We start from the raw sequence: 23,454 nt of genomic DNA, 5'->3' as shown, positions 1-23,454 counted from the left end.
ACAGGATGCGTTCTTCATGATCGAACTTCCCTTCGCACTTTCCGAATACAAGGCCCGACTTCAGGCCATCCGTGCGGAAATGGCGCGCCGAAACCTCGACCTGCTGATCGTCAACGACGTTGCGAACCAGCACTATATCACCGGCTATGACGGCTGGTCCTTCTACACGCCGCAGGTCGTGCTCGTGCCCATCACCGACGAGGAGCCCGTCTGGATCGGCCGTGCGATGGATGCTGCCGGCGGCCTGCTGACGGCATGGATGAAGCCTGAAAACGTCGTCGGCTTTCCGGAAGACCACGTGCAGCGCGCCGACCGTCACCCTATGGACTGGATTGCCGCCTGGATCACCCGCAAGGGCTGGGGTCGCGGCAATATCGGCATCGAGCTGGAGGCCTATTATTACTCGCCGAAGGCGCATGCCCGCCTCATTGCCGGCCTGCCCAATGCGACCGTCCACGACGCGGACCTGCTGGTCAACTGGATCCGCAGCGTCAAGTCCGAAGCCGAGATCGACTATCTGCGCAAGGCTTCGCGCCTTGCCGAAGCGGCCGTGACTGCGGCCTATGACGTCATTGCGCCTGGCGTGCGCGAATGCGACGCCATTGCAAGGATCCAGGCCGCGCAGATCGCCGGCTCGCCAGATTTTGCCGGCGACATCACCGCCCTGCCCCCGACAATTCTCGCCGGCGAGAACGCATCCGCACCCCATGTCATGTGGAGCGACCGCCGGTTTGGCGAAAACGAGACGGTCGCGCTTGAACTTGCCGGCGTGGTCCGCCGCTACACGGCGGGCCTTGCCAGAACACTCCAGCTCGGCAAGATGCCCACCAAGGTAAGCGACACGAGCAAGGCGGTTCTCGAGGGCATGGAGGCGGTTCTTGCGACCGTCAAGGCGGGTGTGACGGCGGAGGAGGTCGAGGCCAGCTGGCGCCAGGTCATCGAGCGCCACGGCCTCAAGAAGGAATCGCGCATCGGCTACTCCATCGGCGTTGCCTATCCGCCGGATTGGGGCGAGCACACGATCAGCCTGCGCCCCGGTGACAAGAGCATCCTCAAGCCGGGCAACGTGCTGCATTCCATCCTCGGCATGTGGATGGACGGCTGGGGCATCGAGGTCAGCGAAACCTTCCTCGTGACCGAGCGCGGCTGCGAAACGCTCACCAACTTCCCGCGGGAAATCCATGTCAAGGCCTGAGCACCAGGTCACGGCGATGGAGCCGTCGCTGGAACGCCGGATGATAGACATCCGGCGTCATCTTCACCGCAATCCGGAATTGTCGAACGAGGAACGCGAGACGCAGGCCTACCTGAAGCAGGTGCTTGAGGAGGCGGGGTTCGAGAATGTCCGCCCCGTCGCCGGCTTCGGTCTTGCAGTCGACATTGTCGGGACGGCCAGCCCTTCCAACCGCAAGGTCGTTATCCGCGCCGACATCGACGCGCTGCCGATCAGGGAAGCATCCGGCGTAGAGTTCACGTCGCAGCGGCCGGGCGTGATGCATGCATGCGGCCACGACGCCCATGCCGCAATGGGCTATGCCGCCGCCGTCCTGCTGGACCGGCAGAAGCAGTTCTTCAGCGGCACGGTCCGGCTCATCTTTCAGCCCGCCGAGGAAGCCGAGCCGCTCGGCGGCCGCCGCGTCGTCGCGGAAGGCCTGCTCGACGACGTGGATGCCGCGATCGGCATTCATGTCGATCCCTACACACCGGCCGGCCGGATCGCCGTCGGTGCCGGGCCCTATACGCTGGCCTGTGATATCTTCGACGTCGTCGTGACGGGCAACTCCGCGCATGCGGCAAAGCCCTCGGACGGGGTGGACGCGATCGCGGTCGCCTGCTCGATGGTAACGGAGCTGCAAAAGATCGTGTCGCGGGAAATCGATCCCTACGATCCGCTGGTCGTTTCCATTACCGGCATCGAGGGCGGCGGCGCGTACAATGTCATCGCGCCGGAAGTCCGGCTGAAAGGCACGATCCGCAGCGGCCACGAGGAAACACGGCAGAAGGCCTGGCGCCGGCTGCGGCAGGTTCTCGAAGGAATCGCAGCGGCCCATGACGCCAGCGTCGAGGTGAACCTCCAGCGCGGCGAGCCGCCGGTCGTCAACGCCCCCGAAATGGTCGATATCGTCAGGCATGCGGGGGCCGAAGTCGTCGGACGGGACCATGTTCTCAATGCGCCCGGCTGGACCGCGGCGGACGATTTCGCCTTCTACAGCGAACGGTGCCCGTCGGTCTATTTCCGCCTCGGCATCCGGAACGAGGCGATCGACGCGATCTATCCGCTGCACCACCCGAAATTCCACGTCGACGAAACAGCCCTTCCCATAGGAGCGCAGGTGCTCGCCGCCGCCGCAAGGAGGTACCTCGCCGACCAGGGAGCGGTTTGACGACGCAGAATGGATCTCGCTGCATCAGCAATCTGCGGCGTTTGACGGAGTTGCACCGACGCCTTTTGGGGCCGGCATTGCTTCTGCAGGCGGGTGATGAAATGTTCGCGCCAAGATGCATGATGACCAGATACACATAGACGCCGACATCGCGCGTTCGATGCTCCGGGAACAGTTTCCGCAGTATCGTGATGAGCCGGTCGTTCCCCTTGCGGGCACGGGCACGACCAATGCCATCTTCCGGGTCGGGCGGCATGCTGCGGCGCGGTTTCCCCTGCGCGCCGCCGAGCCGAACGAATGCAAAACGACCCTGCGTCACGAGGCGCGCGCCATGGCGGAATTCGCAGGGCATTCGCCCGTTGCTGCACCGGCACCACTCGGCATCGGGGCGCCGGGGCCGCACTTCCCGCTGCCCTGGTCGCTGCAGAGCTGGATCGAGGGCAGCGTCGCCACACCGGACAACCTTGCCGCTTCATCCGCCTTCGCGAATGACATTGCGGGGCTGATCATGCGTCTGCGCCATGTGGACACGCAGGGCCGCGGCTTTGCCGGCCAGGGACGCGGCGGCCATCTTCCCGACCACGACACCTGGATGGCGATCTGCTTCGACAAGAGCGAAGGCCTGCTCGACGTGCCCCGTCTTCGCGATGTCTGGAGCCGGCTGAGCAGGCTGCCTGCCGCCTGTCCGGACTGCATGACCCACGGCGACCTCATCCCTGCGAACCTGCTGGTGCGGGACGGACGCCTTGCGGGTGTGCTCGACACCGGCGGTTTCGGGCCGGCTGATCCGGCGCTCGACCTCGTCGCGGCGTGGCATCTCTTCGACGCAGATCGGCGCGGCATTATCCGCGCGCGGCTCGCATGCGGCGAGATCGAATGGAAGCGCGGCGCTGCCTGGGCGTTTCAGCAGGCTATGGGGCTGGTCTGGTACTACCGTATCAGCAATCCCGCCATGGCCGCGCTCGGCCGCAGTACGCTCACGCGCCTGCTTGACGACGCCAGCCTCTGAGGCCTCCGGCGGTCAGGACGGTTCTCTCTGCGCAACGCCGCCCCGTGCGGCGGTCAGAAGCCGTTCGGCCCAGGGATAGGCGCTGACGATCAGGATGCCCAGCAGCACGCCCGCCGTGCCGATGGCGAATTCCGGCGTCAGCGGTTCGCCGAGCAGGAGGACGCCGAGCAGGACCCCGAATACCGGCGTCATGAACGAAAAGACACCGAGCTGTGATGCGCGGTACTTCGTGAGCAGCCAGAACCACGTCAGGAAGCTCAGGAAGGAGACGATGAGCGCCTGGAAGGCGATATTGAGCAGCAGCGGCGGCGCGGGAACGAAGGTCGTCTCGCCGGCGAGCACGGCAGCGCCCGTCAGGATGACGAAGGCGATCGCCAGCTGGTAGAACAGGACATGGGTTGCGGGGATGGAACTCAGTCGCGTCGTGCGGATCAGGACCGTCGTCAGGCCCCAGCCCGCCCCTGCCAGAAGCGCCAGCCCGTCGCCCCACAGCATGGCACCGAGATTGCCGGCCGTTTCACCGCCGCCGCCCTGCGGTGCGAGAAAGGCGAAGGCGATACCCACCGCGGCCACGCCGATGCCGCCCCACTGGACCGCGGCAAGGCGCTCGGACGGCAGCTTCCAGTGCAGGCAGAGGGCCGCGAAGATCGGAGCGGTATAGAGGAAGACGACGACGTGGGAGGCCGAGGTGTGCTTCAGCGCCTCACCGACCGCGAAGAACTCGGCGGCGAACAACAGGCCCGCCAGCGCGCCAAGCCCGGCCGTCCTTCCGTAGAGCTCCATCGACTGGCCGCTCAGCCGGACGAGTGCGAAGACACAGACGGCCGCGATGCCGGACCGCAGGCCGATCTGGAGGACGGGCGCTGCAAAGACGGTCGTGGATTTCAGGCCGATCGGCTGGAAGGCCCAGATAAGGCAGATGCCGACCATGAGGCCGACGGCTGTGATGTCGATGGATTTGCGGCTGTCCAAGATCGTCGCTCCGATTGTGCCGCTGCAATAGCATTTGGCAGGAATGGCGGATATAATGATTTCATGACAATCGGTATCGAAACCCTGACAGACAGCAAGCCGGGCCGCAGCGCACACTTTCGCGACGTGCCGTTCCGCGATGCGCTTCCCTATCCACTCTACTTCCGCTCCGCGCAGATGCCCGAGAACGCGACCTATCCGCGGCACAGCCATCAGTGGGGCGAGTTCGTCTATTCCTACAGCGGCATGATGGAGGTCAGCCTCAACGATGCCCACTACCTCGCCCCGCCGCAATATGCCGTGTGGCTGCCGCCGCATGTCGAGCATCGGGGTCTCAACCGCCACGCCGCCGTCCATTGCTCGCTCTATGTCGCGCCGGCGCTATGCGCCAATCTGCCGGGGGAAACGACGGCGATCGAAGTCAGCCCGCTGCTGCGGGCGATGCTCGAGCACCTGCGCGAACAGGGCGACGAGGATCATGGTGCGGCCGCGCACCTTCGTTTCCTGCAGGTGATCATCGACCTCGTGGCGTCGGCGCCAAAGGTCGGCACCTACCTGCCCTGGTCCACCGATCCGGTACTCGAACAGGTGCTCGCCCGCCTCCAGAAGAACCCTGCCGACAATCGCTCGCTGGCCGAACAGGCAAGGCTCGCAGGAACCGCGGAACGAACCCTGATCCGCCGGTGCCTTCGCGATCTCGGCATGCCCTTTGCCGAATGGAAGCAGCGGTTGCGCGTCGTCAAGGCGATGCCGATGCTGGAGGCGAACGACACCGTCGAGCGCGTTTCCGTCGCCCTCGGCTACAGCAATGCATCGTCTTTCATCGCCATGTTCAAGCGCATGACGGGCATGACGCCGGACGACTACCGGGCGTCGGCCCGATAGCACCGGACATATCGGGCCTTTCGCTCCGCGGTGACGAGCGCATTCCACCGATATTGGGATGTCCTCGATGCAGCCGCCATGTTACGAGGCCCTCAAACAACGAATGAGAGGCCCCCATGCTTCCCTGGATCCAGTTAGATCGCGCAACAATTCCCGGTGACGGCGGCGAGCTACGCCTGAAACAGCGCGGCAGCGAGTTTTCCATCATGCTCGGCTCGACGGAGCTGATGAACAGCCGGTTGAGCGGCTCGGAAGAGGCGCTGGCAACGCTGAGCTGCGAGCGGATCGCGGGCCGGAAATCCCCGAGCATGCTCGTTGGCGGCCTTGGCATGGGGTTTACCCTGCGGGCCGCTCTCGGCGCATTGCCGCAGGACGCCCGTGTCGTTGTCGCGGAGCTCGTGCCGGCAGTCGTCGACTGGGCGCGCGGACCTCTGGCGGAAATCCACAAGGGCACGCTCGACGATCCACGGGTCGCTATCCATGTCGGCGATGTCGGCGCGCTCATCCGCTCGAAGAAAGCCGCCTATGACGCCATCCTGCTCGACGTCGACAACGGCCCCGACGGGCTGACGCGCGTCTCGAACGACAATCTCTATAGCCACAACGGTCTTCGTGCCGCCATGCAGGCGCTGCGGCCAAACGGCGTGCTCGCCGTCTGGTCGTCCGCGCCCGACAGCGCCTTTACCCGCCGGCTGCGCGACGTCGGCTTTGCCGCCGACGAAGTGCCTGTGCGCGCCAACAGCAAGAACGGCGCCCGCCATATCGTGTGGCTGGCGACCAGACGTTAGGGAAATTCCGGTAGAAACCGGATCATAAAATTGCTCCAGGGTTTTGTTTTCGCCGCATTATCCGACGCCGAAGCGATGCCAGACGCCTATTCGGTGTCCGATGCAGACTTTTCCCGCAACATGTTGATGATGCCGGAGAAATCCTTCTCGCCGCCGCCCTCGTCCGCGAAGAGCTGGTAGAGCAGCGCGGCCTTGGCGCCGAGCGGCGTCATCGAGCCCGTATCTTCCGCCGCCGCCTGCGAAAGATTGAGATCCTTCAGCATCAGCGCCGCTGCGAAACCCGGTTCATAGCCATAGTTTGCCGGCGAGGTCGGCACCGGTCCCGGCACCGGGCAATAGGTGGTCAACGACCAGCACTGGCCCGAGGAGACGGAGGCGACGTCGAACAGCGCCTGATGCGACAGGCCGAGCCGTTCGCCGAGCACGAAGGCCTCGCCCACGGCAATCATGCTGATGCCGAGGATCATGTTGTTGCAAATCTTCGCGGCCTGACCGGCGGAGGCGTCGCCGCAGTGGATGATCCTCCTGCCCATCGCCTCCAAAACCTGTTTTGCCTCGGCAAAGACCGCCGCATCGCCCCCCACCATGAAGGTGAGCGTGCCTGCCGACGCACCGCCGGTACCGCCGGAGACCGGGGCATCGAGCGCCGGGCAGCCATGCGCCGCTGCCAGCGCATGGGCCTTGCGGGCGCTGCCCATGTCGATGGTGGAGCAATCCATGAGAAGCGTGCCCGGCGGCACGATGGCGACCAGCTCCTGCCAGACCGCAAGCACATGCGCCCCGGCCGGCAGCATGGTAATCACGAGACCGGCTCCCGAAACGGCCTCGCCAACCGACGCCACGGTCGTCACGCCGCCTGCACGGGCAAGTTCGAGCGAGGCGGGCGACAGGTCGAAGCCGCGCACGGCATGGCCGGCCTTCACGAGATTTGCGGCCATCGGGCCGCCCATATGGCCGAGACCGATGAATGCGATGGCGCTCATATGCGTTCTCCTTTCGCTTTTTCCGCTGCAAAAAGCGGCGCTGCCGAAGGCTCGAAGAAGGCGGCGACGTCCCGTTCGGCAACATCGCCCAGCAGCGCCGGTCGCCATTGCGGATTGCGGTCCTTGTCGACCACCGCGGCCCGCACGCCTTCGTAGAAATCATGGCTGCGAAGCACGGCGGCGGTGGCGGCGAACTCACGCTCAAGACACGCCTCAAGCGAGCTTTCCCTCCGTCCGAGGCGCAGCAGGCGCAAGGTCACCTTCAGGCTGAGCGGCGATTTCGCGCGCAGGACGCCGCGCGTCCTTTCGGCGAAGTCCGATCCGTCGCGGGCCAGCGCCTCGAAGATTTCCTCCACCGTGTCGAAGGCGAAAAGGCGGTCGATCGACGACTGCTGCCCGGCCACCTGCGCCGTCGGCGGCGTCTTCGCAAACGCGGCAACAACCGCCGAGACATCGGCCCGCGAGGCGGTGGCCGGCAGGCGGGACAGCGTCTCTGCCAGCGCCGGCAAGTGTTCCGACGGGACGTAGCTGTCGGCAAGGCCGAGGGCGATCGCGTCGCCGGCTGCAAGCTGTTCGCCCGTTAGCGCGGCATAGGTGCCGAGTTCATCCGGCTGGCGCGTGAGGAACCACGAGGCCCCGACATCCGGGAAGAAGCCGATGCCGGTCTCGGGCATGGCGAGCCGCGTCCGTTCGGTCACGATGCGGTGGCTGCCATAGACCGAAACGCCGACGCCGCCGCCCATGACGATGCCGTCCATGAAGGCGACATAGGGCTTTTTGAGCCGGCGGAGGCGCGCATTCATGCGGTATTCCTCGCGCCAGAAATCGACGGGTTCCCTAGAGCCCGCCTTGCCGCCATCATAGATCATGCGGATATCGCCGCCGGCGCACAACCCGCGCTCGCCCTCGCCGGTGACGAGTACCGCAGCGACCTCCGGATCGGCTTCGTAGACGTCCAGCGCCCTCTCGATGTCGCGAACCATCCTCAGGGTCAGGCTGTTGAGCGCCTTCGGCCGGTTGAGGCGGATCCGCCCGAGCGCGCCCTCGCGGCCGATCAGGGTTTGCGCTTCCGGGTCAGATATGGATGGCATGGCCAAGTGCTTTCGCTGCGGCTTCCTGCAAGCCTTCGCTGCGGGTCGGGTGGGCGTGGATGGTGCCGGCGATGTCCTCCAGCCGCGCGCCCATTTCGAGCGCCAGCGAGAAGGTGCTGGAGAGTTCCGATACACCGGCACCGACCGCCTGCAGGCCAAGAATCAGGTTCGTATCCGCACGCGCCACGGCGCGCACGAAACCGTCTTCCGACTGGGTCGTCATGGCCCGGCCATTGGCATTGAAGGGGAAGAGGCCGGTGCGGATTTCATAGCCCTGGGCGCGGGCTTCGTCAGGCGATAGGCCCGCAGTGACGATCTCAGGATCGGTGAAGCAGACGGCCGGGATGGCGCGCTTGTCCCAGACACGCTTGCGGCCGGCGACGATCTCCGCCACCATTTCGCCCTGCGCCATGGCGCGGTGTGCCAGCATCGGCTCGCCGGTCACGTCACCGATGGCGTAGACGCCGCGCATGGAGGTACGGCAGCGCTCGTCGATGCGGATGAAACGGCCGGCGCGATCGAGATCGAGTTCTTCCAGCCCCCATCCCTCCGTGCGCGGCTTGCGCCCGACCGTGACGAGCACCTTGTCCGCGGCAATCCGCTCCTCCTTGCCGGAGGCGGTCTCGACCACCAGCGCCTCCCCGGAATAGCTCTTCGCCTTAGCGCCGGTCAGCACGCGCACGCCGAGATCGTTTAGGCGTTTGGCGACAGGCCGAACGAGTTCGGCGTCATATTGCGGCAGGATCTGTGCCATCGCCTCGATCACCGTGACCTCGGCGCCCAACTTGGCGAAGGCAGTGCCGAGTTCGAGACCGATATAGCCGCCGCCGACGACGGCGAGCGACTTGGGAACGGCTGGCAGCGACAGCGCGCCGGTGGACGAGAGCACTGCGCCGCCGAAGGGCAGCGACGGCAGCTCGACCGGCTCGGAGCCGGTGGCGATCACCACCGTTTCGGCGCGGATGATCTGGGCTCCGGTCTCGGTCTCCACCTCGACGGTCTTGCCGTCGCGAAACCTCGCCTGCCCATGCACGATCTTGACCTTGGCCTTGCGCAGGAGGCCGAGCACGCCGCTGTTCAGGCGGCCGACGATGCCGTCCTTCCAGCGGATGGTCTGGGCAAGATCGAGCTTCGGCGCCTCGACCGTGATGCCGAGCACATTGGGGCTCGCCATGTGACGGACCTTGTCGAACTCCTCCGCCGCATGGATCAGCGCCTTGGACGGGATGCAGCCGACATTGAGGCAGGTGCCACCCGCCTTTGTGGATTCGACGATTACCGTATCGACGCCGAGCTGGCCTGCCCGGATGGCGCAGACATAGCCGCCGGGGCCGGCGCCGATGACGAGAAGCTTGCAGACGATCTCTTTCATGTCATCAGCCTTCGATGAAGATCAGGGCGGGGGTTTCGATGAGCGCCTTGACGCGCTGGACGAAGACTGCCGCATCCCAGCCGTCGACGATCCGGTGGTCGAAGCTCGACGACAGGTTCATGATCTTGCGCGGGATGAACTGGGTACCGTCCCAGATGGGCCGCATCATCATCTTGTTGACGCCGACGATCGCCACTTCCGGGTGGTTGATGATCGGCGTCGTGACAATGCCGCCGAGCGCGCCGAGCGAGGTGATGGTGATGGTGGAGCCGGAAAGCTCCTCGCGCGCTGCCGTGCCATTGCGGGCGGCTTCGGAAAGACGCGTAAGCTCGGCGGCGCTGTCCCAGATCGAGCGGGCCTCCGCATGGCGCACCACCGGCACCATCAAACCGGAGGGCGTCTGCGTGGCGATGCCGATATGGACCGCACCGTGGCGGGTGACGATACCGGCATCGTCGTCGAAGGTGGCGTTGATGCCCGGCTGTTCGCCCAGCGTCCTGACCAGCGCCCGCATCAGGAATGGCAGGATGGTCAGCTTCGGCTGGTCGGGCTTGCGGCCGGCATTCATCGTCACGCGCAGGTCCTCGAGGTCGGTGACGTCGACCTCCTCGACATAGGTGATGTGGGGAATGCTTGCGCTGGCGAGCCGCATCTTCTCCGCGATGCGGCGGCGCAGGCCCGTGATCTTGATTTCCTCGGTCGCGGTCTTGCGGGAAAGGCCGGCCGGTGCGGCGGCAGGCTGCGCGCCACGCGCGACGAACTGGTCGAGATCGTCATGGGTGATGCGGCCGGCAGGTCCCGTCGCCGGCACCTGACGAAGATCGACACCGGTCTCCTGGGCCCGAAGCCGTACGGCAGGCGAGGCCAGCGGCCGCTCCGCCGGCTCGTGGTTGGCCGGGCGGGCGACCGGCTTTTCCGGGGCAGCTGCCTTTGCTTCGGTTGCCGGCATGACAGGCGAGGCAACCGGCGTGCCGGCCGATGGTTCGGCCTTCGCAGGCGGCGCCTCAACGACCGGCAAGGCCACTTCGGCAGCATCCTCCACCTCGCCGTCGCTAGCGACCGCGATACGCAGCAGCGGCGCCTTGACGGCGACGATGTCGCCGACTTCCGCACCGAGCCACAGCACGATGCCGTCCACCGGGGAAGGAATTTCCACCGTCGCCTTGTCGGTCATCACGGCGGCGAGCACCATGTCCTCGCGCACCGGATCGCCCGGCTTGACGTGCCATTCGACCAGTTCGGCCTCGGCTACCCCTTCGCCCACATCGGGCATCTTGATGACGAACTCGCTCATCTTCAGCCCTCCATCACTTCTTTGAGCGCCCGCCCGACGCGGGCGGGGCCTGGGAAATAGTCCCATTCCTGTGCATGCGGATAAGGCGTATCCCAACCCGTCACGCGCACGATCGGCGCCTCCAGGCTGTAGAAGCAGTGTTCCTGAACCAGCGAGGCGATCTCGCCGCCAAAGCCGGAGGTGAGCGTCGCCTCGTGCACGACAACGCAGCGGCCGGTCTTCTTGACCGATTGGACGATCGTGTCGAGGTCGAGCGGCAGGAGACTGCGAAGGTCGATCACCTCGGCATCGATGCCCGTCTCTTCCGCCGCCGCCAGCGCCACATGCACCATCGTGCCATAGGCGACGACGGTGACGGCGCTGCCGGGCCGGCGGATTTCAGCCTTGCCGATGGGGATCGTGTAGTGCCCCTCCGGCACCTCGCCGAGTTCGTGCTTCGACCAGGGCGTCACCGGCTTCTCGTGGTGGCCATCGAACGGACCGTTGTAGAGGCGCTTGGGTTCGAGGAACATCACCGGGTCCGGGTCCTCGATCGCCGCGATCAGCAGGCCCTTGGCATCGTAGGGGGTGGAGGGCACGACCACCTTCAGTCCGCAGACATGGGTGAACAGTGCCTCCGGGCTCTGGCTATGCGTCTGGCCGCCGAAGATACCGCCGCCGGTCGGCATGCGCACGACGATCGGGCAGGTGAAATCGCCGTTGGAGCGATAGCGAATACGCGCCGCCTCCTGGGTGATCTGATCATAGGCCGGATACATGTAGTCGGCGAACTGGATCTCGACGCAGGGCTTCAGGCCATAGGCCGCCATGCCGATCGCCGTGCCGAGAATGCCCGATTCATTGATCGGCGCGTCGAAGCAGCGCGTCTTGCCATACTTGGCCTGGAGCCCCTGCGTCGCGCGGAAGACGCCGCCGAAATAGCCGACGTCCTCGCCGAACACGACGACATCGTCATCGCGCCCCATCGACACGTCCATGGCACTGCGCACGGCCTCGATCATCGTCATTCTTGCCATGTCAAAACCCTGCCTTCTGCCGCTGACGGCGGATATGGGCGGGCATTTCCGCATAGACGCCCTCGAAAATATCACGCACCGATGGCTTGCCGCCCGCATGCAGCGTGCCGTGGCTTTCGGCCTGCTTCTGCGCCTGGATCACCTCATCGAGGATTTCGGCCTCGGCCTGGACGTGGCGCTCCTCCGACCAGACGCCGCGCACGATCAGGTGCTTCTTCAGCCGCAAGACCGGATCGCCGAGCGGCCAGGCTTCCGATTCGGTTTTCGGGCGGTAGGCGCTCGGATCGTCCGAGGTGGAGTGAGCCCCGACCCGGTAGGTGACATATTCGATCAGCGTCGGGCCAAGATTGCGCCGCGCGCGCTCGGCTGCCCACTTCGCGACGGCATAGACCGCCAGATAGTCGTTTCCGTCGACGCGCAGTGCCGGGATACCGAAACCCAGGCCGCGCGCGGCAAAGGTGCCGGAGCCGCCACGGGCGATACCCTGGAAGGTCGAGATGGCCCACTGGTTGTTGACGATGTTGAGGATGACCGGCGCCTTGTAGGTCGAGGCGAAGACGAGGGCGGAATGGAAGTCGGATTCGGCGGTCGAGCCGTCGCCGATCCACGCGGCCGCAATCTTCGTGTCGTTCTTGATGGCCGACGCCATGGCCCAGCCGACGGCCTGAACATATTGCGTGGCAAGGTTGCCGGAGATGGTGAAGAAGCCGTGCGCCTTCGACGAATACATGATCGGCAATTGCCGACCACGCAGCGGATCGGCCTCGTTCGAGTAGATCTGGTTCATCATCTCGACCATCGGGTAGTCGTCGGCGATCAAAAGCCCCGCCTGCCGGTAGGTCGGGAAATTCATGTCGCCCTTGTTCAGCGCCTTGCGGAAGGCGGAGCTGACCGCCTCCTCGCCAAGATGCTGCATGTAGAAGGAAGTCTTGCCCTGCCGCTGCGCCATCAGCATGCGGGTATCGAAGGCACGCAGCTTCATCATGTTGCGCAGGCCCGTCAGTAGTTCCTCGTCGGACAGCAGCCCGGCCCATGGGCCGACCGCCTCGCCATCACGGTTGAGCACGCGGATGATGGAATAGGCAAGGTCGCGGATGTCCTCCGGCGCCACATCCACCTCCGGGCGCGGCACCGCCCCGGCCTTGGCGATCTTGACGGTGGAAAAATCCGGCTGGCCGCCGGGCCGGACTGCCGGCTCGGGGACGTGCAGGCTCAGATGCGGAACCTCGTTCATGTCCTGTCATTCCTCCCTGTCGACCGCCCCGCCCGCTCTCCCCGCGGTGGCACGGCCCAAACACTACAGCCAAACGTTACAGATTGCGCGCGATGACGATGCGCTGGACGTCGCTCGTTCCCTCGTAGATCTGGCAGATGCGGACGTCGCGGTAGATGCGCTCGACCGGGTAGTCCGCCATGTATCCGTAGCCGCCATGGATCTGGATCGCATCGGAACAGACTTTTTCGGCCATTTCTGAAGCGAACAGCTTGGCCATCGACGCTTCGGTGAGGCAGGGTTGCCCCTCCTCCTTCAGCTGGGCCGCATGCAGCACCATCTGGCGGGCCACCTCGATCTGCGTCGCCATGTCGGCAAGCCGGAAGGCCACGGCCTGGTGATCGATGATCGGCGTGCCGAAGGCCGTGCGTTCGCGGGCATAGTCGCGCGCCGCCTCGAAGGCCGCCCGCGCCATGCCGACGGATTGCGCGGCAATGCCGATGCGCCCGCCTTCGAGGTTCGACAGGGCGATCCTGTAGCCGTCTCCTTCCCCGCCGAGCCGCTGACCGGCAGGAATGCGCATGCCGCTGAAGGCGATCTGGCATGTGTCGGAGGCGTGCAGGCCGAGCTTGTGCTCGACGCGCACGACCTCGTAGCCGGGCGTGTCGGTCGGCACGATGAAGGCAGAAATGCCCTTCTTGCCCGCATCGGGATCTGTGACGGCGAAGACGATGATGACATTGCCGTTCTTGCCCGAAGTGATGAACTGCTTGGCACCGTCGATGACATAGTGATCGCCGTCGCGCCGGGCGCGGGTCTTCAGGTTGGAAGCATCCGAGCCGGCCTGCGGCTCGGTGAGCGCGAAGCCGCCGATCCACTCGCCGCTGGCAAGACTGGGCAGGAAGCGCTGCTTCTGTTCCTCGCTGCCATATTTCAGGATCGGCACGCAACCGACGGAGCTGTGCACGCTCATGATGGTCGAGCAGGGGCCGTCGCCGGCGGCGATCTCCTCCAGCGCCACGGCATAGGCGATCGTGCCTGTGTCAGACCCGCCAAAGGCCTCCGGCACGAGCATGCCGAGGAAGCCGAGTTCGCCCATCTCCTTCAGCTCCTCGCGGGGAAAACGGCTCTTCTCGTCGCGCTCGGCCGCGCCCGGCGCCAGCCGCTCGCGGGCGAAATCGCGCGCCATGTCGCGGATCTGGATCTGCTGTTCCGTCAGGATCATCGGCCGGCCTCCTCCCGCAAACCGTTCAATGCAATTCGATGGCCATGGCAGTCGCCTCGCCGCCGCCGATGCAGAGTGTCGCCATGCCGCGCTTCAAACCGTAGCGCTGGAGCGCTGAAAGCAGGGTGACCAGCACGCGGGCACCCGATGCGCCGATCGGATGGCCGAGCGCGCAGGCCCCGCCATGGATGTTCACCTTGTCATGCGGCAGGTCGAGGTCGCGCATCGCCGCCATGGCGACGACGGCGAAGGCCTCGTTGATCTCGAACAGGTCGACATCCTTCAGGCTCCAGCCGGTGCGCTCGCCAAGCTTGTGCAGCGCGCCGATCGGGGCGGTCGCGAAGAGATTGGGGGCCTGCGAATGGGTGGCGTGGCCGACGATGGTGGCAAGCGGCGCAATGCCCTCGCGCTCGGCCGTCGAGCGCCGCATCAGCACCAGCGCGGCCGCGCCGTCGGATATCGAGGAGGCGTTCGCCGCAGTCACCGTGCCGCCTTCGCGGAAGGCCGGCTTCAGCGTCGGGATCTTCTCCAGCCTCGCCTTGCCGGGCTGTTCGTCGCGGCTGACCACCGTCTCGGACCGTCCCGCCTTCACGGTGACGGGAACGATCTCGGCGTCGAATGCGCCCGTCTCGATCGCCTTGCGGGCGCGGGTCAGCGAGGTGACGGCATAGTCGTCCTGTGCGGGACGGGTGAACTGGTAGGCCTCGGCGCAGTCCTCGGCGAAGGTGCCCATCAACCGCCCCTTGTCATAGGCGTCTTCAAGCCCGTCCAGGAACATGTGATCGATGACGCGGCCATGCCCGAGCCGGTAGCCGCTGCGGGCGCGGTCGAGCAAGTAAGGTGCGTTGGTCATGCTCTCCATGCCGCCGGCCACGGCAATCGAAGCGCTGCCGGCAGCGATGAGGTCATGCGCCAGCATGACGGCCTTCATGCCCGAGCCGCACATCTTGTTGACGGTGGTCGCCCCGGCGGCAAACGGCAGGCCCGCGCCGATCGCTGCCTGCCGGGCGGGCGCCTGGCCCTGACCGGCCGGCAGCACGCAGCCGAACACCGTCTCCTCGACAATTTCCGGATTGACGCCGCCGCGCTCGAGCGCCGCACGGATCGCGCTGGCGCCGAGTTCAGGCGCGGTGGCATCCTTCAGGTCACCCTGGAAGCCGCCCATCGGGGTACGGGCCGAACCAACGATGACGATGGGGTCCTGCAGCAGCATATCGAAATCTCCCGGATGGAGCCTACTCAGCGCGGCGCCATGCGCAACGCGCCGTCGAGGCGGATGACTTCACCATTCAGCATGACGTTCTCACAGATATGGCGCACCAACGCGGCAAATTCCGCCGGCTTGCCGAGGCGCGACGGAAAGGGCACGCTCCGCCCGAGTGAATCCTGCACCTCCTGCGGCATGCCGGCCATCATCGGCGTCTCGAAAATCCCCGGCGCGATGGTGACCACCCGAATGCCGGAACGGGCAAGCTCGCGGGCTATCGGCAGCGTCATGGCGGCCACGCCGCCCTTGGAGGCCGCATAGGCCGCCTGGCCGATCTGGCCGTCGAAGGCCGCGACCGACGCCGTGTTCACGACGATGCCCCGCTCTCCGTCTGCCTCCGGCTCCTGCCGGGCGATGGCCGCTGCGGCAAGCCGGGTCATGTTGAAGGTGCCGACGAGATTGATGCCGATCGTGCGGGCAAAGCTGTCGAGACGGTGCGGGCCGTCGCGGCCGAGCACCTTCTCGCCGGGCGCAACGCCTGCGCAATTGACCAGCCCGTGCAGGTTGCCGAAGCGCTCCAGCGCCATGTCTATGGCGGCCTGCCCGTCCTTTTCCTGCGTCACATCGGTTTGGATGAAGGCTGTGCCGGCACCAAGAGCACCGGCAATGCCGGCGCCGGCATCGGCGTTGACATCGGCGATCACGACATTCGCGCCCTCGCCCGCCAGCATCCGCGCCACGGCGGCACCGAGGCCAGAACCGCCACCGGTCACGACAAAGGTCTTTCCGCCGATCAGCATGGCTGTTCTCCTCCAGCGCATCCGATTTGCCCATGGCCGGCTCGAAGCGTCATGCAGTCCTCCCAGAGCCACATTCCGTCGGCAGAGGCGATTGCCCCGTCCGTCTTGCTTTAGTCTATGACGGCGCGATATTGCATGCGATGACCGAAGCGTCTCGACCTATCGGCCAGTTTTACCACATCCCGCAGGACATGACGATGACGGAAACCGGACGGCGGATGATATCGCCCTTCTTCGTGGAAGAGGCGCTCGACTGCCTGAGACGCCGCGGGAAAACGCCCGAGCCGATGCTGGCGGCGCTCGGCCTGCCCGCCCGGATCGACGCCCCCATTTCGGCCGAAAGCTACGGCGCTCTCTGGCTGGCGATCGCGGCGGAGATGGACGACGAGTTCTTCGGCATGGGCGGCAGGCCGATGCGACGCGGCAGCTTCACACTTCTCTGTCACTGCATCCTGCACGCCAGGACGCTCGACCAAGCGCTGCGGCGCGCGCTGCGGTTCCTGAACCTGATGCTGGAAGACCCGGAAGGGCGTCTCGAAGTCACGGACGGCTTGGCGCAGATCGTGCTGGCGGACCTGACCGGTGCGCGCTCCGCCTTTGCCTACCGGACCTACTGGATCCTGCTGCACGGCATCGCATGCTGGCTCATCGGCCGGCGCATTCCCCTTCGGATGGTCGATTTTTGCTGCGCCGAGCCGGATCATGGCGCGGATTACCGGCTCTTCTTTGGCGCGCCTGTGCGCTTTTCGCAGCCGGTGAGCCGCCTCGCCTTCGATGCTTCCCTGCTGAAGCTGCCGATCGCGCGCAGCGAGCAGGCGCTGAAGCAGTTCCTGCGCAACGCGCCCGCCAATATCCTCGTGCGCTACCGCTACGATGCGGGTCTTGCCGCCGGCGTTCGCAAGCGGTTGCGGCAGGTGCCGCCCGCAGCGTGGAGCGCGTTCGACGATCTGGCCGCGCAGATGCGCATGTCGCCCTCGACCCTCAGGCATCGCCTACAGGCCGAGGGCCAGAACTACGCCGCCATCCGCGATGAAATCCGGCGCGACCTTGCCATCGAGATGCTGCAGACGACGGCGCTCGGGGTCGGCGAGATCGCCACACGCCTCGGCTTCTCCGAACCAAGCGCCTTCCACCGCGCGTTCCGGAAATGGACTGCAAGAAGCCCGGCTGCCTTTCGCCGCGACACGACGGTACAAAACCGGTGAAATACTGAAGAGAAACGTAAAGGGCGACGTGGACATCTGCGGGTGTTACAGGCTCCACTTGACTCTCGTTGCAACACAAATGACTAATGCATTGGTCAGATGGAGCCCACTATGGCAGACAAAGCAAACCCGGTTGCGAGCAAGGAAACAGTGGTAGCCGCACGAAGTGCTGCCCCTGCTCTGGCAAGAGCGAAGTCACGCCGGCACTCGGAAAGCGAGAAAGCGGAAAAGCTCGCTCAAATCGAGCGCCGCCTGCGCGAAGGCTCGACCTTGAAGGCCGCAGCCGAAGAAGCCGGCATTTCCGATCAGACCTACTACCAGTGGAAGCGGCCCGCCTCCCCTTCCAAGGCGAAAGCCCCAACCAAGGCAAAAACCGTCACGCGCCCGGCGCAAGGCGATAGCCTGGCGGAACTCGAAGCCGAGAACTTGCGCCTTCGCGGCCTGCTGGCAGACAAGCTGCGCTCGGAAAATGCCGCGCTCCGCAAAAAGCTCGCGTTGGACTGACCGTCCGGACGCCGATCCACACATGGACCTTCAGCGCATCCCCTGATGCGCGCTGAACGAGCGATTCATCCCCACCACCTGAAACGCCTTGCGGAAAAGGCATCGAGCGCGCCGCTTTCACCGCCGCCCGAGACCAGATCGGCGATCATGCGGCCGGTCACGGGGCCGCTGGCGAAACCGACATGGCCGTGGCCGAACGCATAAAGAACCTCCGGCGAGCGGCGGGAAGGGCCGATCACCGGCAGCCCGTCGGGCGTCGAGGGACGGTTCCCCAACCAGCGGCGAACCTTCAAGTCTTCCCGCTTTTTTAGCGCCGGATAGGTGTCGCGCGCATGGCGCAGGAGGATTTCGACACGGTCCCAGTCGGGCGGCGCATCGACACCGGCCAGCTCCACCTGTCCCGCCAGACGCAGGCCTTGCGCCGTTGGAGTATTGGCCATGCGCCCGTCGCTCGGCATGACGGGAAAGCTCGGGCCGTCCGAGTGCCCCTCGATTTCGCCGTGGTATCCTCGCTCCGATTCAAGCGGGATCCGGTCGCCCGCCTGCCGTGCGAGCGTCTTCGACCATATCCCGGCCGCGATGACGACACGGTCGCAGGCAATCGTTTCACCATCGCCGGTTTCGACGCCGGAAAGCCGGTCTCCCGCAAGGACGAGCCGGCGGCAGGAGCTGCGCACGAGGCGCGCGCCACGCGCCACCGCCGTTGCCGCAAGCTGTGCCACATAGGCGGACGGATCGACGCAATGGGCCCCATCCTCGACCAGCAGGCCGAGCCGATAGCGTGTGGCGAGATTGGCTTCCCGCTCGCGAAGCGCAGCCTCGTCGAGCTCCTTCCAGTGCAGCCCGGTCATGCGGCGAAGGCGCCATCCCAGTGCATCCGCTTCGAGCGCTTTCCTGTCGGGATAGGCGTAGAGCAGCCCCTCGCGGCGGATCAGGTCAGGTCGCCCGATCTCGTCGGCAAGCGTGCGGTGACGCTGCGGACTGTCGCGCAGCAAACGCGCCAGCGCCATCGCCGTCCTCTCCACTTTCGCCACGCTCGCGCCGGCCAGCAGGAAGCGCGCAAGCCACGGCGCCAGCCTTGGAAGATAGCGCCAGCGGATGGTGAGCGGCCCTTGCGGATTGAGCAGGTAGCCCGGCACCCGGCGCCACAGGCCCGGCATGGACATCGGCACCACCGAGGCCGGGCTGATCCAGCAGCCATGGCCATAGCTGGCCGCCTGCTCGCCCCCCGGCTGGCCCGGCTCGACGATCGTGACGGCGTGGCCGTCGCGAATCAGCTCCAGCGCACAGCTCGCACCGACAATGCCCGCGCCGACGACCACGACATGAAGGCGGTCCCTTCGGCCGTCATTTGCGAAGCCATCCTGCAAGGCCATTTCTTTCTCCCCAGTGCGAGCGGACCCCGCATTAAGGTCATCATGCAGCGGAAGAAGCTTTAACAAAAACCTTGAAAAGTTCGTCTATCATGACTTTTATTCATGATGCACAGACTCACCAACAGGTCCCCGCAATGCGCCGTTTCCTGCCCTCCCTGTCCGCATTGCACGCTTTCGAGGCGGCGGCGCGCTATCTGAGCTTCACCCGGGCGGCGCAGGAGCTGGGCATCACGCAAAGCGGCGTCAGCCGGCAGATCAGGAAGCTGGAGGAATTCCTGGGCGTTACGCTCTTCCAACGTTCGGGCCCCCGCCTCGTGCTGACGGAACTCGGCGCGGCCTATTATCGGGACCTTGCGGTGATACTCGACAGGCTTCAGGAAATCTCGATGGATGCGGTACGCGGGCGTTCGACCGAAACGTCGCTGTTCATCGGCACGCACCCGACGCTCGCCTCGCGCTGGTTGCCGGGGCAACTGGGCTCCTTCATAGGCCGGCACCCCTCCATTCCCCTTGAGATACAGGATGTCGTCGGCGACATCGACTTCGAAACGACGCGCCTCGACGTGGCCATCCTCCGGGGTGCCGGTTCATGGCTCCATGCGCGCTCCTTCGAACTGTTCAAGGAGGAACTGGTCGTTGTCGCCTCGCCGCAGCTGATCGCGCCCGGAAGTCGGGTGGAGCCGATCCGGTTTGCCGATTATCCCCTGCTTCAGAATGCGAGCCAGCCGAGCCTGTGGCTGAACTGGCTGCGCCTTTGCGGCATCCCGTATAGCGGTCGTATCCAAGGGACGCGCCTTGCTTATTACGACATGACGATCAATGCCGCCGTCAATGGCCTCGGCATCGCCGTGACGCCGTCCTTCTACGTTGAGCGGGAGATCGCAAGCGGGGTGCTACACACGCCCTTTGGCGATCCGATTGCGTCCGGCGACGCATATTTCCTTGTATATCCGGAGCGGAAGTCCCAAAAAGCCGGGGTCGCCGTCTTCCGGGACTGGCTTGTGAAGCAGGCCCGGCAAGCAGTCAGAAAGCCACAAGGAACGTGACGCCACGACCAAGCGGACCGTGGCGGGAATCGACCCGGCGCCCTGCCTCTTCGGTCGCTGGCAATATGTCGGGATAGTGCGCTAGATAGCCCCACCTGTCGGTCAAACTCGCATCGGAGAGGTCAATCGTCCATGAATGAAAGCATCAAGGCCGGCAGCGTGAAGCCACGCCAATTGATGGCGTTTCGCGCCGCCATGCTGCAGGGCTCGATCACCGCCGCCGCCAAGCAACTCAACGTTTCCCAGCCTGCTGTCAGCCGGCTTATTGCCGATCTCGAATTCAGTCTCGGATTTACCCTTTTTGCGCGTCAGGCCAACGGCATCGTGCCGACGCGCGAAGCGCAGGAGTTTTTCCGCGAAGTCGACATGATGTTCTACGGCCTCGACCGCCTGACGATGGTGGGTGAGGAAATCCGCACCCTGTCGCGCGCCACCGTGCGCTTCGCATCCCTTCCCATGCTGAGTTTCCGCGTGGTGCCGGAAGCCATGTTCCGTTTTCACGAGATCTATCCGCAGGCCCGCGTCCTGCAGGATGTTCACCCTTCCGCCCGCGTGTTGGAACTCGTGGCCTCCCGGCAAGTGGACTTCGGAGCAGCGCAGACGCATAGCCGCCGGGACGACATCGAGATCCTGCACACCTACCACACGCGATGCGTCTGCGTGATGGCGAAAGACCATCCGCTTGCCGGCGCTCGTGTCCTGACCCCGGAAGCGCTGCGTGATCAGCCGCTCATTGCACTTGCCCGTCATACGGTCACGGCCAGCTATATCGCCAATGCCTTTCACGATGCGGGCATTTCGCCAAACATCATCGCGGAGAGCCAGCCTTCCTACGCGGCCGGTTCACTTGCGGCTGTCGGGCGCGGCATTGCCTTCATCGACCAGCTGACGGCTCTGGCCCTCGATGACAGGGTGGCGGTGATCCCCTTTGAACCGATGATCCCTTTCGACATCAGCATCCTCAAGCCGCGGGAAACACCCCTTTCTCGTGCCGCAGAAGGGTTGCTCAAGGAGATCAAGACCGCAATGGAGGCCTCTCTCGAGCGGGCCGCACGACATCATAACATTTTCACATAGCCAACCCCGTTAATTGTATTTGCGTGGCATCCCAAAGGTTCCGATAGTCTGCGTAACATCGCCGAAGCCCGGCACAACAAAGGATGTACGGCCAGATATGACCCATAAGAAACCCGAAGGCTCTTTCGTTGCCCTTGTTACGCCTATGAACCTGGACGGCAGCATCGACTACGAAGGCTTCCGTACTTTGCTGAACTGGCACCACGCACAGGGAACCAGCGCAGTCCTCATAATGGGATCTACTGGCGAGGTTTCGATGCTTTCGCCGCAAGAGCGCCGCGAGATCGTCGAGAAGACGGCTGCGATGCGCCCCGGCAACATGCTGATGTACTACGGCTGCACCGGCAACAACACCGACACGACGATTGACTATGTACGCCACGCCAAGGGCGCAGGCGCAGATGGCGCCATCATTGCCGCCCCCTCCTATATCGGCGCGGACAACGAAGCGATCACAGACTTCATGTTCGAGGTGCTGGACAGCACCGATCTCGCCATGGGCTTTTACAACAACCCGCCGCGCGTGAAGACGGACCTCCACTGGAACGACCTGCTCAAGCTGGCCAAGCACGACAACATGGTCGTGCTCAAGGAATCGACGACCCGCGTCGGCCAGGTTGCGCAGATCTGCGCAGCAAAGCCTGATCTGTCGATCATGTGCTGCTGCTCGCCCAATCTGGGCCTGGTCGTGCCCACCATGGCGCTCGGCGGCCACGGCACGGCAAACATGACCGGCAACATCATCCCCGCGGAAATGGTGACCATCTCCACGCCGTGGCGCAATGACGGCGATGCATTTGCCTTCCGTGAAGCCTATTCGCGCAACCTGCCGATCCTGCATTTCGTCTATTCCGCCATCAATCCCGTGGCGACGAAGACCCTCATGCGCGCCCTCGGCCTGCCTTCCGGACCGCTGCGCAAGCCGCTGAAGCCGTTGGCGCCGGCTGCCCTCGAAGCAGGACTGAATGCCTGCCGCGCACTGGAACTGGACAAGAAATACGGGTTCACCATCCGTCCTCTCATGGCCGCAGAATAAGGGAGCCTTGCTCCCGGCCATTTTCTCGAATTTCGACTAGCAGGAACAAAAGCATGGAACTTGGGATACGCGGTCGCAAAGCGCTCCTGACCGGAGCAAGTAAGGGCATGGGGAAAGCCTGTGCACTCGCGGTGGCACGCGAGGGTGCCGAGATCACCCTCGTCGCGCGCAACGAGGCCACGCTCCATGCTGCTGCCGAGGAAATCCGCGCCGAGTGCGGGGCCAGGGTGACGACGGTCGTTGCGGACATCACCACTGAAGAGGGGCGTGCAGCAGCGCTTACGGCATGTCCGGAACCTGACATTCTCCTCAACAACGCCGGCGGCATGCCGCCGGGCGACTTCCGTGACTGGACCAGGGAAGACTGGATCAGGGCAATCGACCTGATGATGCTCCCGCCGATATTCATGATGAAAGCCACCGTCGACGGCATGATGGCGAGAGGCTTCGGCCGCATCGTCAACATCGCCTCGCGGAGCGTGAAGAGCCCCCATGCGGAACTCGGCCTGTCAAACGGCGCCCGCACGGGTCTGGTCGGATTTGCCTCTGGCCTCGCCCGCCAGACGGTCGGGAAAAACGTGACGATCAACACGCTGCTTCCGGGCATTTTCGACAGCGACGGGCAGCGTGAGCATGTCGCGAAGCTCGCCGAAACGAGCGGTCGCGCCTATGCCGACATCTGGAACAAGCGCGCAGCCAACAATCCGGCCGGTCGCTATGGCCAGCCGAGCGAGATCGGCGCGTATTTTGCTTTCCTCGTCAGTGAACATGCCGGTTTCATTACCGGCCAAAGTCTGCTTATTGACGGTGGAGAGACACTGGGGACCTTCTAAGACACGGAGCCAAGGTCCGGGACAAGGGAAGTTCCGGGCCGTTCGTTGCCGCGCGATCACGTTCGGCCGGACGTTTCGAAAGGCAGCAGATCTTCACGGGGAAACTCCTGAAGAGAAAAACGAAGCGACAAAAGTTGC

General features: G+C 65.0%; 22 protein-coding genes. 11 read left to right on the top strand and 11 right to left on the bottom strand.

What is annotated here, in order from left to right:
* Window positions 1–16: 16 nt before the first annotated feature.
* The 3 genes from WA950_RS19840 to WA950_RS19830 all read left to right on the top strand — a co-directional run bounded on the left by WA950_RS19840 (window position 17) and on the right by WA950_RS19830 (window position 3,393).
* On the top strand, window positions 17–1,195 hold the full coding sequence (locus WA950_RS19840) for a M24 family metallopeptidase (protein ID WP_424553444.1): 1,179 nt from the start codon (window positions 17–19) through the stop codon (window positions 1,193–1,195).
* Window positions 1,182–2,384 carry a M20 metallopeptidase family protein gene (locus WA950_RS19835; protein WP_424553443.1) on the top strand — a complete coding sequence of 401 codons (1,203 nt, stop codon included), beginning with the start codon at window positions 1,182–1,184 and terminating at the stop codon, window positions 2,382–2,384. Before WA950_RS19840 ends, WA950_RS19835 begins: the two co-directional genes overlap by 14 nt.
* 160 nt (window positions 2,385–2,544) lie before the next feature.
* Complete coding sequence (locus tag WA950_RS19830; protein WP_424553442.1) at window positions 2,545–3,393, top strand: aminoglycoside phosphotransferase family protein; 849 nt, start codon at window positions 2,545–2,547, stop codon at window positions 3,391–3,393.
* A 12-nt stretch (window positions 3,394–3,405) separates the two neighbouring features.
* Here WA950_RS19830 and WA950_RS19825 read toward each other — a convergent pair whose 3' ends face one another.
* A complete protein-coding gene (locus tag WA950_RS19825; RefSeq protein ID WP_424553441.1) occupies window positions 3,406–4,365 on the bottom strand; it encodes a DMT family transporter in 960 nt (319 codons plus the stop codon).
* A 63-nt stretch (window positions 4,366–4,428) separates the two neighbouring features.
* On the opposite strand from WA950_RS19825, the gene WA950_RS19820 reads away from it, so the two are divergent.
* Together WA950_RS19820 and WA950_RS19815 are read left to right on the top strand one after the other, a co-directional pair.
* Complete coding sequence (locus tag WA950_RS19820) at window positions 4,429–5,250, top strand: helix-turn-helix domain-containing protein (protein ID WP_424553440.1); 822 nt, start codon at window positions 4,429–4,431, stop codon at window positions 5,248–5,250.
* 116 nt (window positions 5,251–5,366) lie between these two features.
* Window positions 5,367–6,038, top strand: a complete 672-nt coding sequence (locus WA950_RS19815; protein ID WP_424553439.1) for a hypothetical protein — start codon at window positions 5,367–5,369, stop codon at window positions 6,036–6,038.
* An 86-nt stretch (window positions 6,039–6,124) separates the two neighbouring features.
* Here the strand turns inward: WA950_RS19815 and mmsB are convergent, their stop codons facing one another.
* The 9 genes from mmsB to WA950_RS19770 form a co-directional block, all read right to left on the bottom strand.
* Window positions 6,125–7,021 carry a 3-hydroxyisobutyrate dehydrogenase gene (gene mmsB / locus WA950_RS19810; protein WP_424553438.1) on the bottom strand — a complete coding sequence of 299 codons (897 nt, stop codon included), beginning with the start codon at window positions 7,019–7,021 and terminating at the stop codon, window positions 6,125–6,127.
* Window positions 7,018–8,112 carry an enoyl-CoA hydratase/isomerase family protein gene (locus tag WA950_RS19805; protein WP_424553437.1) on the bottom strand — a complete coding sequence of 365 codons (1,095 nt, stop codon included), beginning with the start codon at window positions 8,110–8,112 and terminating at the stop codon, window positions 7,018–7,020. The genes mmsB and WA950_RS19805 overlap by 4 nt, the downstream gene beginning before the upstream one ends.
* Window positions 8,096–9,484 (bottom strand): dihydrolipoyl dehydrogenase, encoded by a 1,389-nt coding sequence (gene lpdA / locus WA950_RS19800; RefSeq protein ID WP_424553436.1) that lies wholly within the window; start codon window positions 9,482–9,484, stop codon window positions 8,096–8,098. The genes WA950_RS19805 and lpdA overlap by 17 nt, the downstream gene beginning before the upstream one ends.
* 4 nt (window positions 9,485–9,488) lie before the next feature.
* Window positions 9,489–10,778: a dihydrolipoamide acetyltransferase family protein gene (locus tag WA950_RS19795; protein ID WP_424553435.1), complete on the bottom strand. Its 1,290-nt coding sequence runs from the start codon at window positions 10,776–10,778 to the stop codon at window positions 9,489–9,491.
* Window positions 10,779–10,780: 2 nt separating this feature from the next.
* On the bottom strand, window positions 10,781–11,794 hold the full coding sequence (locus WA950_RS19790; RefSeq protein WP_424553434.1) for an alpha-ketoacid dehydrogenase subunit beta: 1,014 nt from the start codon (window positions 11,792–11,794) through the stop codon (window positions 10,781–10,783).
* A gap of 1 nt (window position 11,795) precedes the next feature.
* A complete protein-coding gene (locus WA950_RS19785) occupies window positions 11,796–13,028 on the bottom strand; it encodes a 3-methyl-2-oxobutanoate dehydrogenase (2-methylpropanoyl-transferring) subunit alpha (RefSeq protein WP_424553433.1) in 1,233 nt (410 codons plus the stop codon).
* 76 nt (window positions 13,029–13,104) lie between these two features.
* Complete coding sequence (locus WA950_RS19780; RefSeq protein WP_424553432.1) at window positions 13,105–14,232, bottom strand: acyl-CoA dehydrogenase family protein; 1,128 nt, start codon at window positions 14,230–14,232, stop codon at window positions 13,105–13,107.
* A 25-nt stretch (window positions 14,233–14,257) separates the two neighbouring features.
* Window positions 14,258–15,445 (bottom strand): acetyl-CoA C-acyltransferase, encoded by a 1,188-nt coding sequence (locus tag WA950_RS19775; RefSeq protein WP_424553431.1) that lies wholly within the window; start codon window positions 15,443–15,445, stop codon window positions 14,258–14,260.
* Between the two features lie 26 nt (window positions 15,446–15,471).
* Window positions 15,472–16,239, bottom strand: coding sequence for a 3-hydroxyacyl-CoA dehydrogenase (locus tag WA950_RS19770; RefSeq protein WP_424553430.1), 768 nt, complete (start codon window positions 16,237–16,239; stop codon window positions 15,472–15,474).
* A 197-nt stretch (window positions 16,240–16,436) separates the two neighbouring features.
* Between WA950_RS19770 and WA950_RS19765 the strand changes: the two genes are divergently transcribed.
* Together WA950_RS19765 and WA950_RS19760 are read left to right on the top strand one after the other, a co-directional pair.
* The gene (locus WA950_RS19765; RefSeq protein ID WP_424553429.1) at window positions 16,437–17,444 is read left to right on the top strand and encodes an AraC family transcriptional regulator; all 1,008 of its coding nucleotides are present in this window, start codon (window positions 16,437–16,439) and stop codon (window positions 17,442–17,444) included.
* Between the two features lie 99 nt (window positions 17,445–17,543).
* A complete protein-coding gene (locus WA950_RS19760; protein WP_424553428.1) occupies window positions 17,544–17,948 on the top strand; it encodes a transposase in 405 nt (134 codons plus the stop codon).
* Between the two features lie 65 nt (window positions 17,949–18,013).
* Here the strand turns inward: WA950_RS19760 and WA950_RS19755 are convergent, their stop codons facing one another.
* Window positions 18,014–19,324: an NAD(P)/FAD-dependent oxidoreductase gene (locus tag WA950_RS19755; protein ID WP_424553427.1), complete on the bottom strand. Its 1,311-nt coding sequence runs from the start codon at window positions 19,322–19,324 to the stop codon at window positions 18,014–18,016.
* 134 nt (window positions 19,325–19,458) lie between these two features.
* Here WA950_RS19755 and WA950_RS19750 point away from each other — a divergent pair, with 134 nt between their 5' ends.
* The 4 genes from WA950_RS19750 (at window position 19,459) to WA950_RS19735 (ending at window position 23,316) form a co-directional block, all read left to right on the top strand.
* The gene (locus WA950_RS19750) at window positions 19,459–20,370 is read left to right on the top strand and encodes a LysR substrate-binding domain-containing protein (protein ID WP_424553426.1); all 912 of its coding nucleotides are present in this window, start codon (window positions 19,459–19,461) and stop codon (window positions 20,368–20,370) included.
* 132 nt (window positions 20,371–20,502) lie between these two features.
* A complete protein-coding gene (locus tag WA950_RS19745) occupies window positions 20,503–21,447 on the top strand; it encodes a LysR substrate-binding domain-containing protein (protein ID WP_424553425.1) in 945 nt (314 codons plus the stop codon).
* A 97-nt stretch (window positions 21,448–21,544) separates the two neighbouring features.
* A complete protein-coding gene (locus WA950_RS19740; protein ID WP_424553424.1) occupies window positions 21,545–22,483 on the top strand; it encodes a dihydrodipicolinate synthase family protein in 939 nt (312 codons plus the stop codon).
* A gap of 53 nt (window positions 22,484–22,536) precedes the next feature.
* On the top strand, window positions 22,537–23,316 hold the full coding sequence (locus WA950_RS19735) for an SDR family oxidoreductase (protein WP_424553423.1): 780 nt from the start codon (window positions 22,537–22,539) through the stop codon (window positions 23,314–23,316).
* Window positions 23,317–23,454 lie beyond the last annotated feature (138 nt).

The organism is Shinella sp. (genome assembly GCF_049651085.1).
Lineage (GTDB): Bacteria > Pseudomonadota > Alphaproteobacteria > Rhizobiales > Rhizobiaceae > Shinella.
This window is presented reverse-complemented; position numbering and strand designations above follow the sequence as displayed.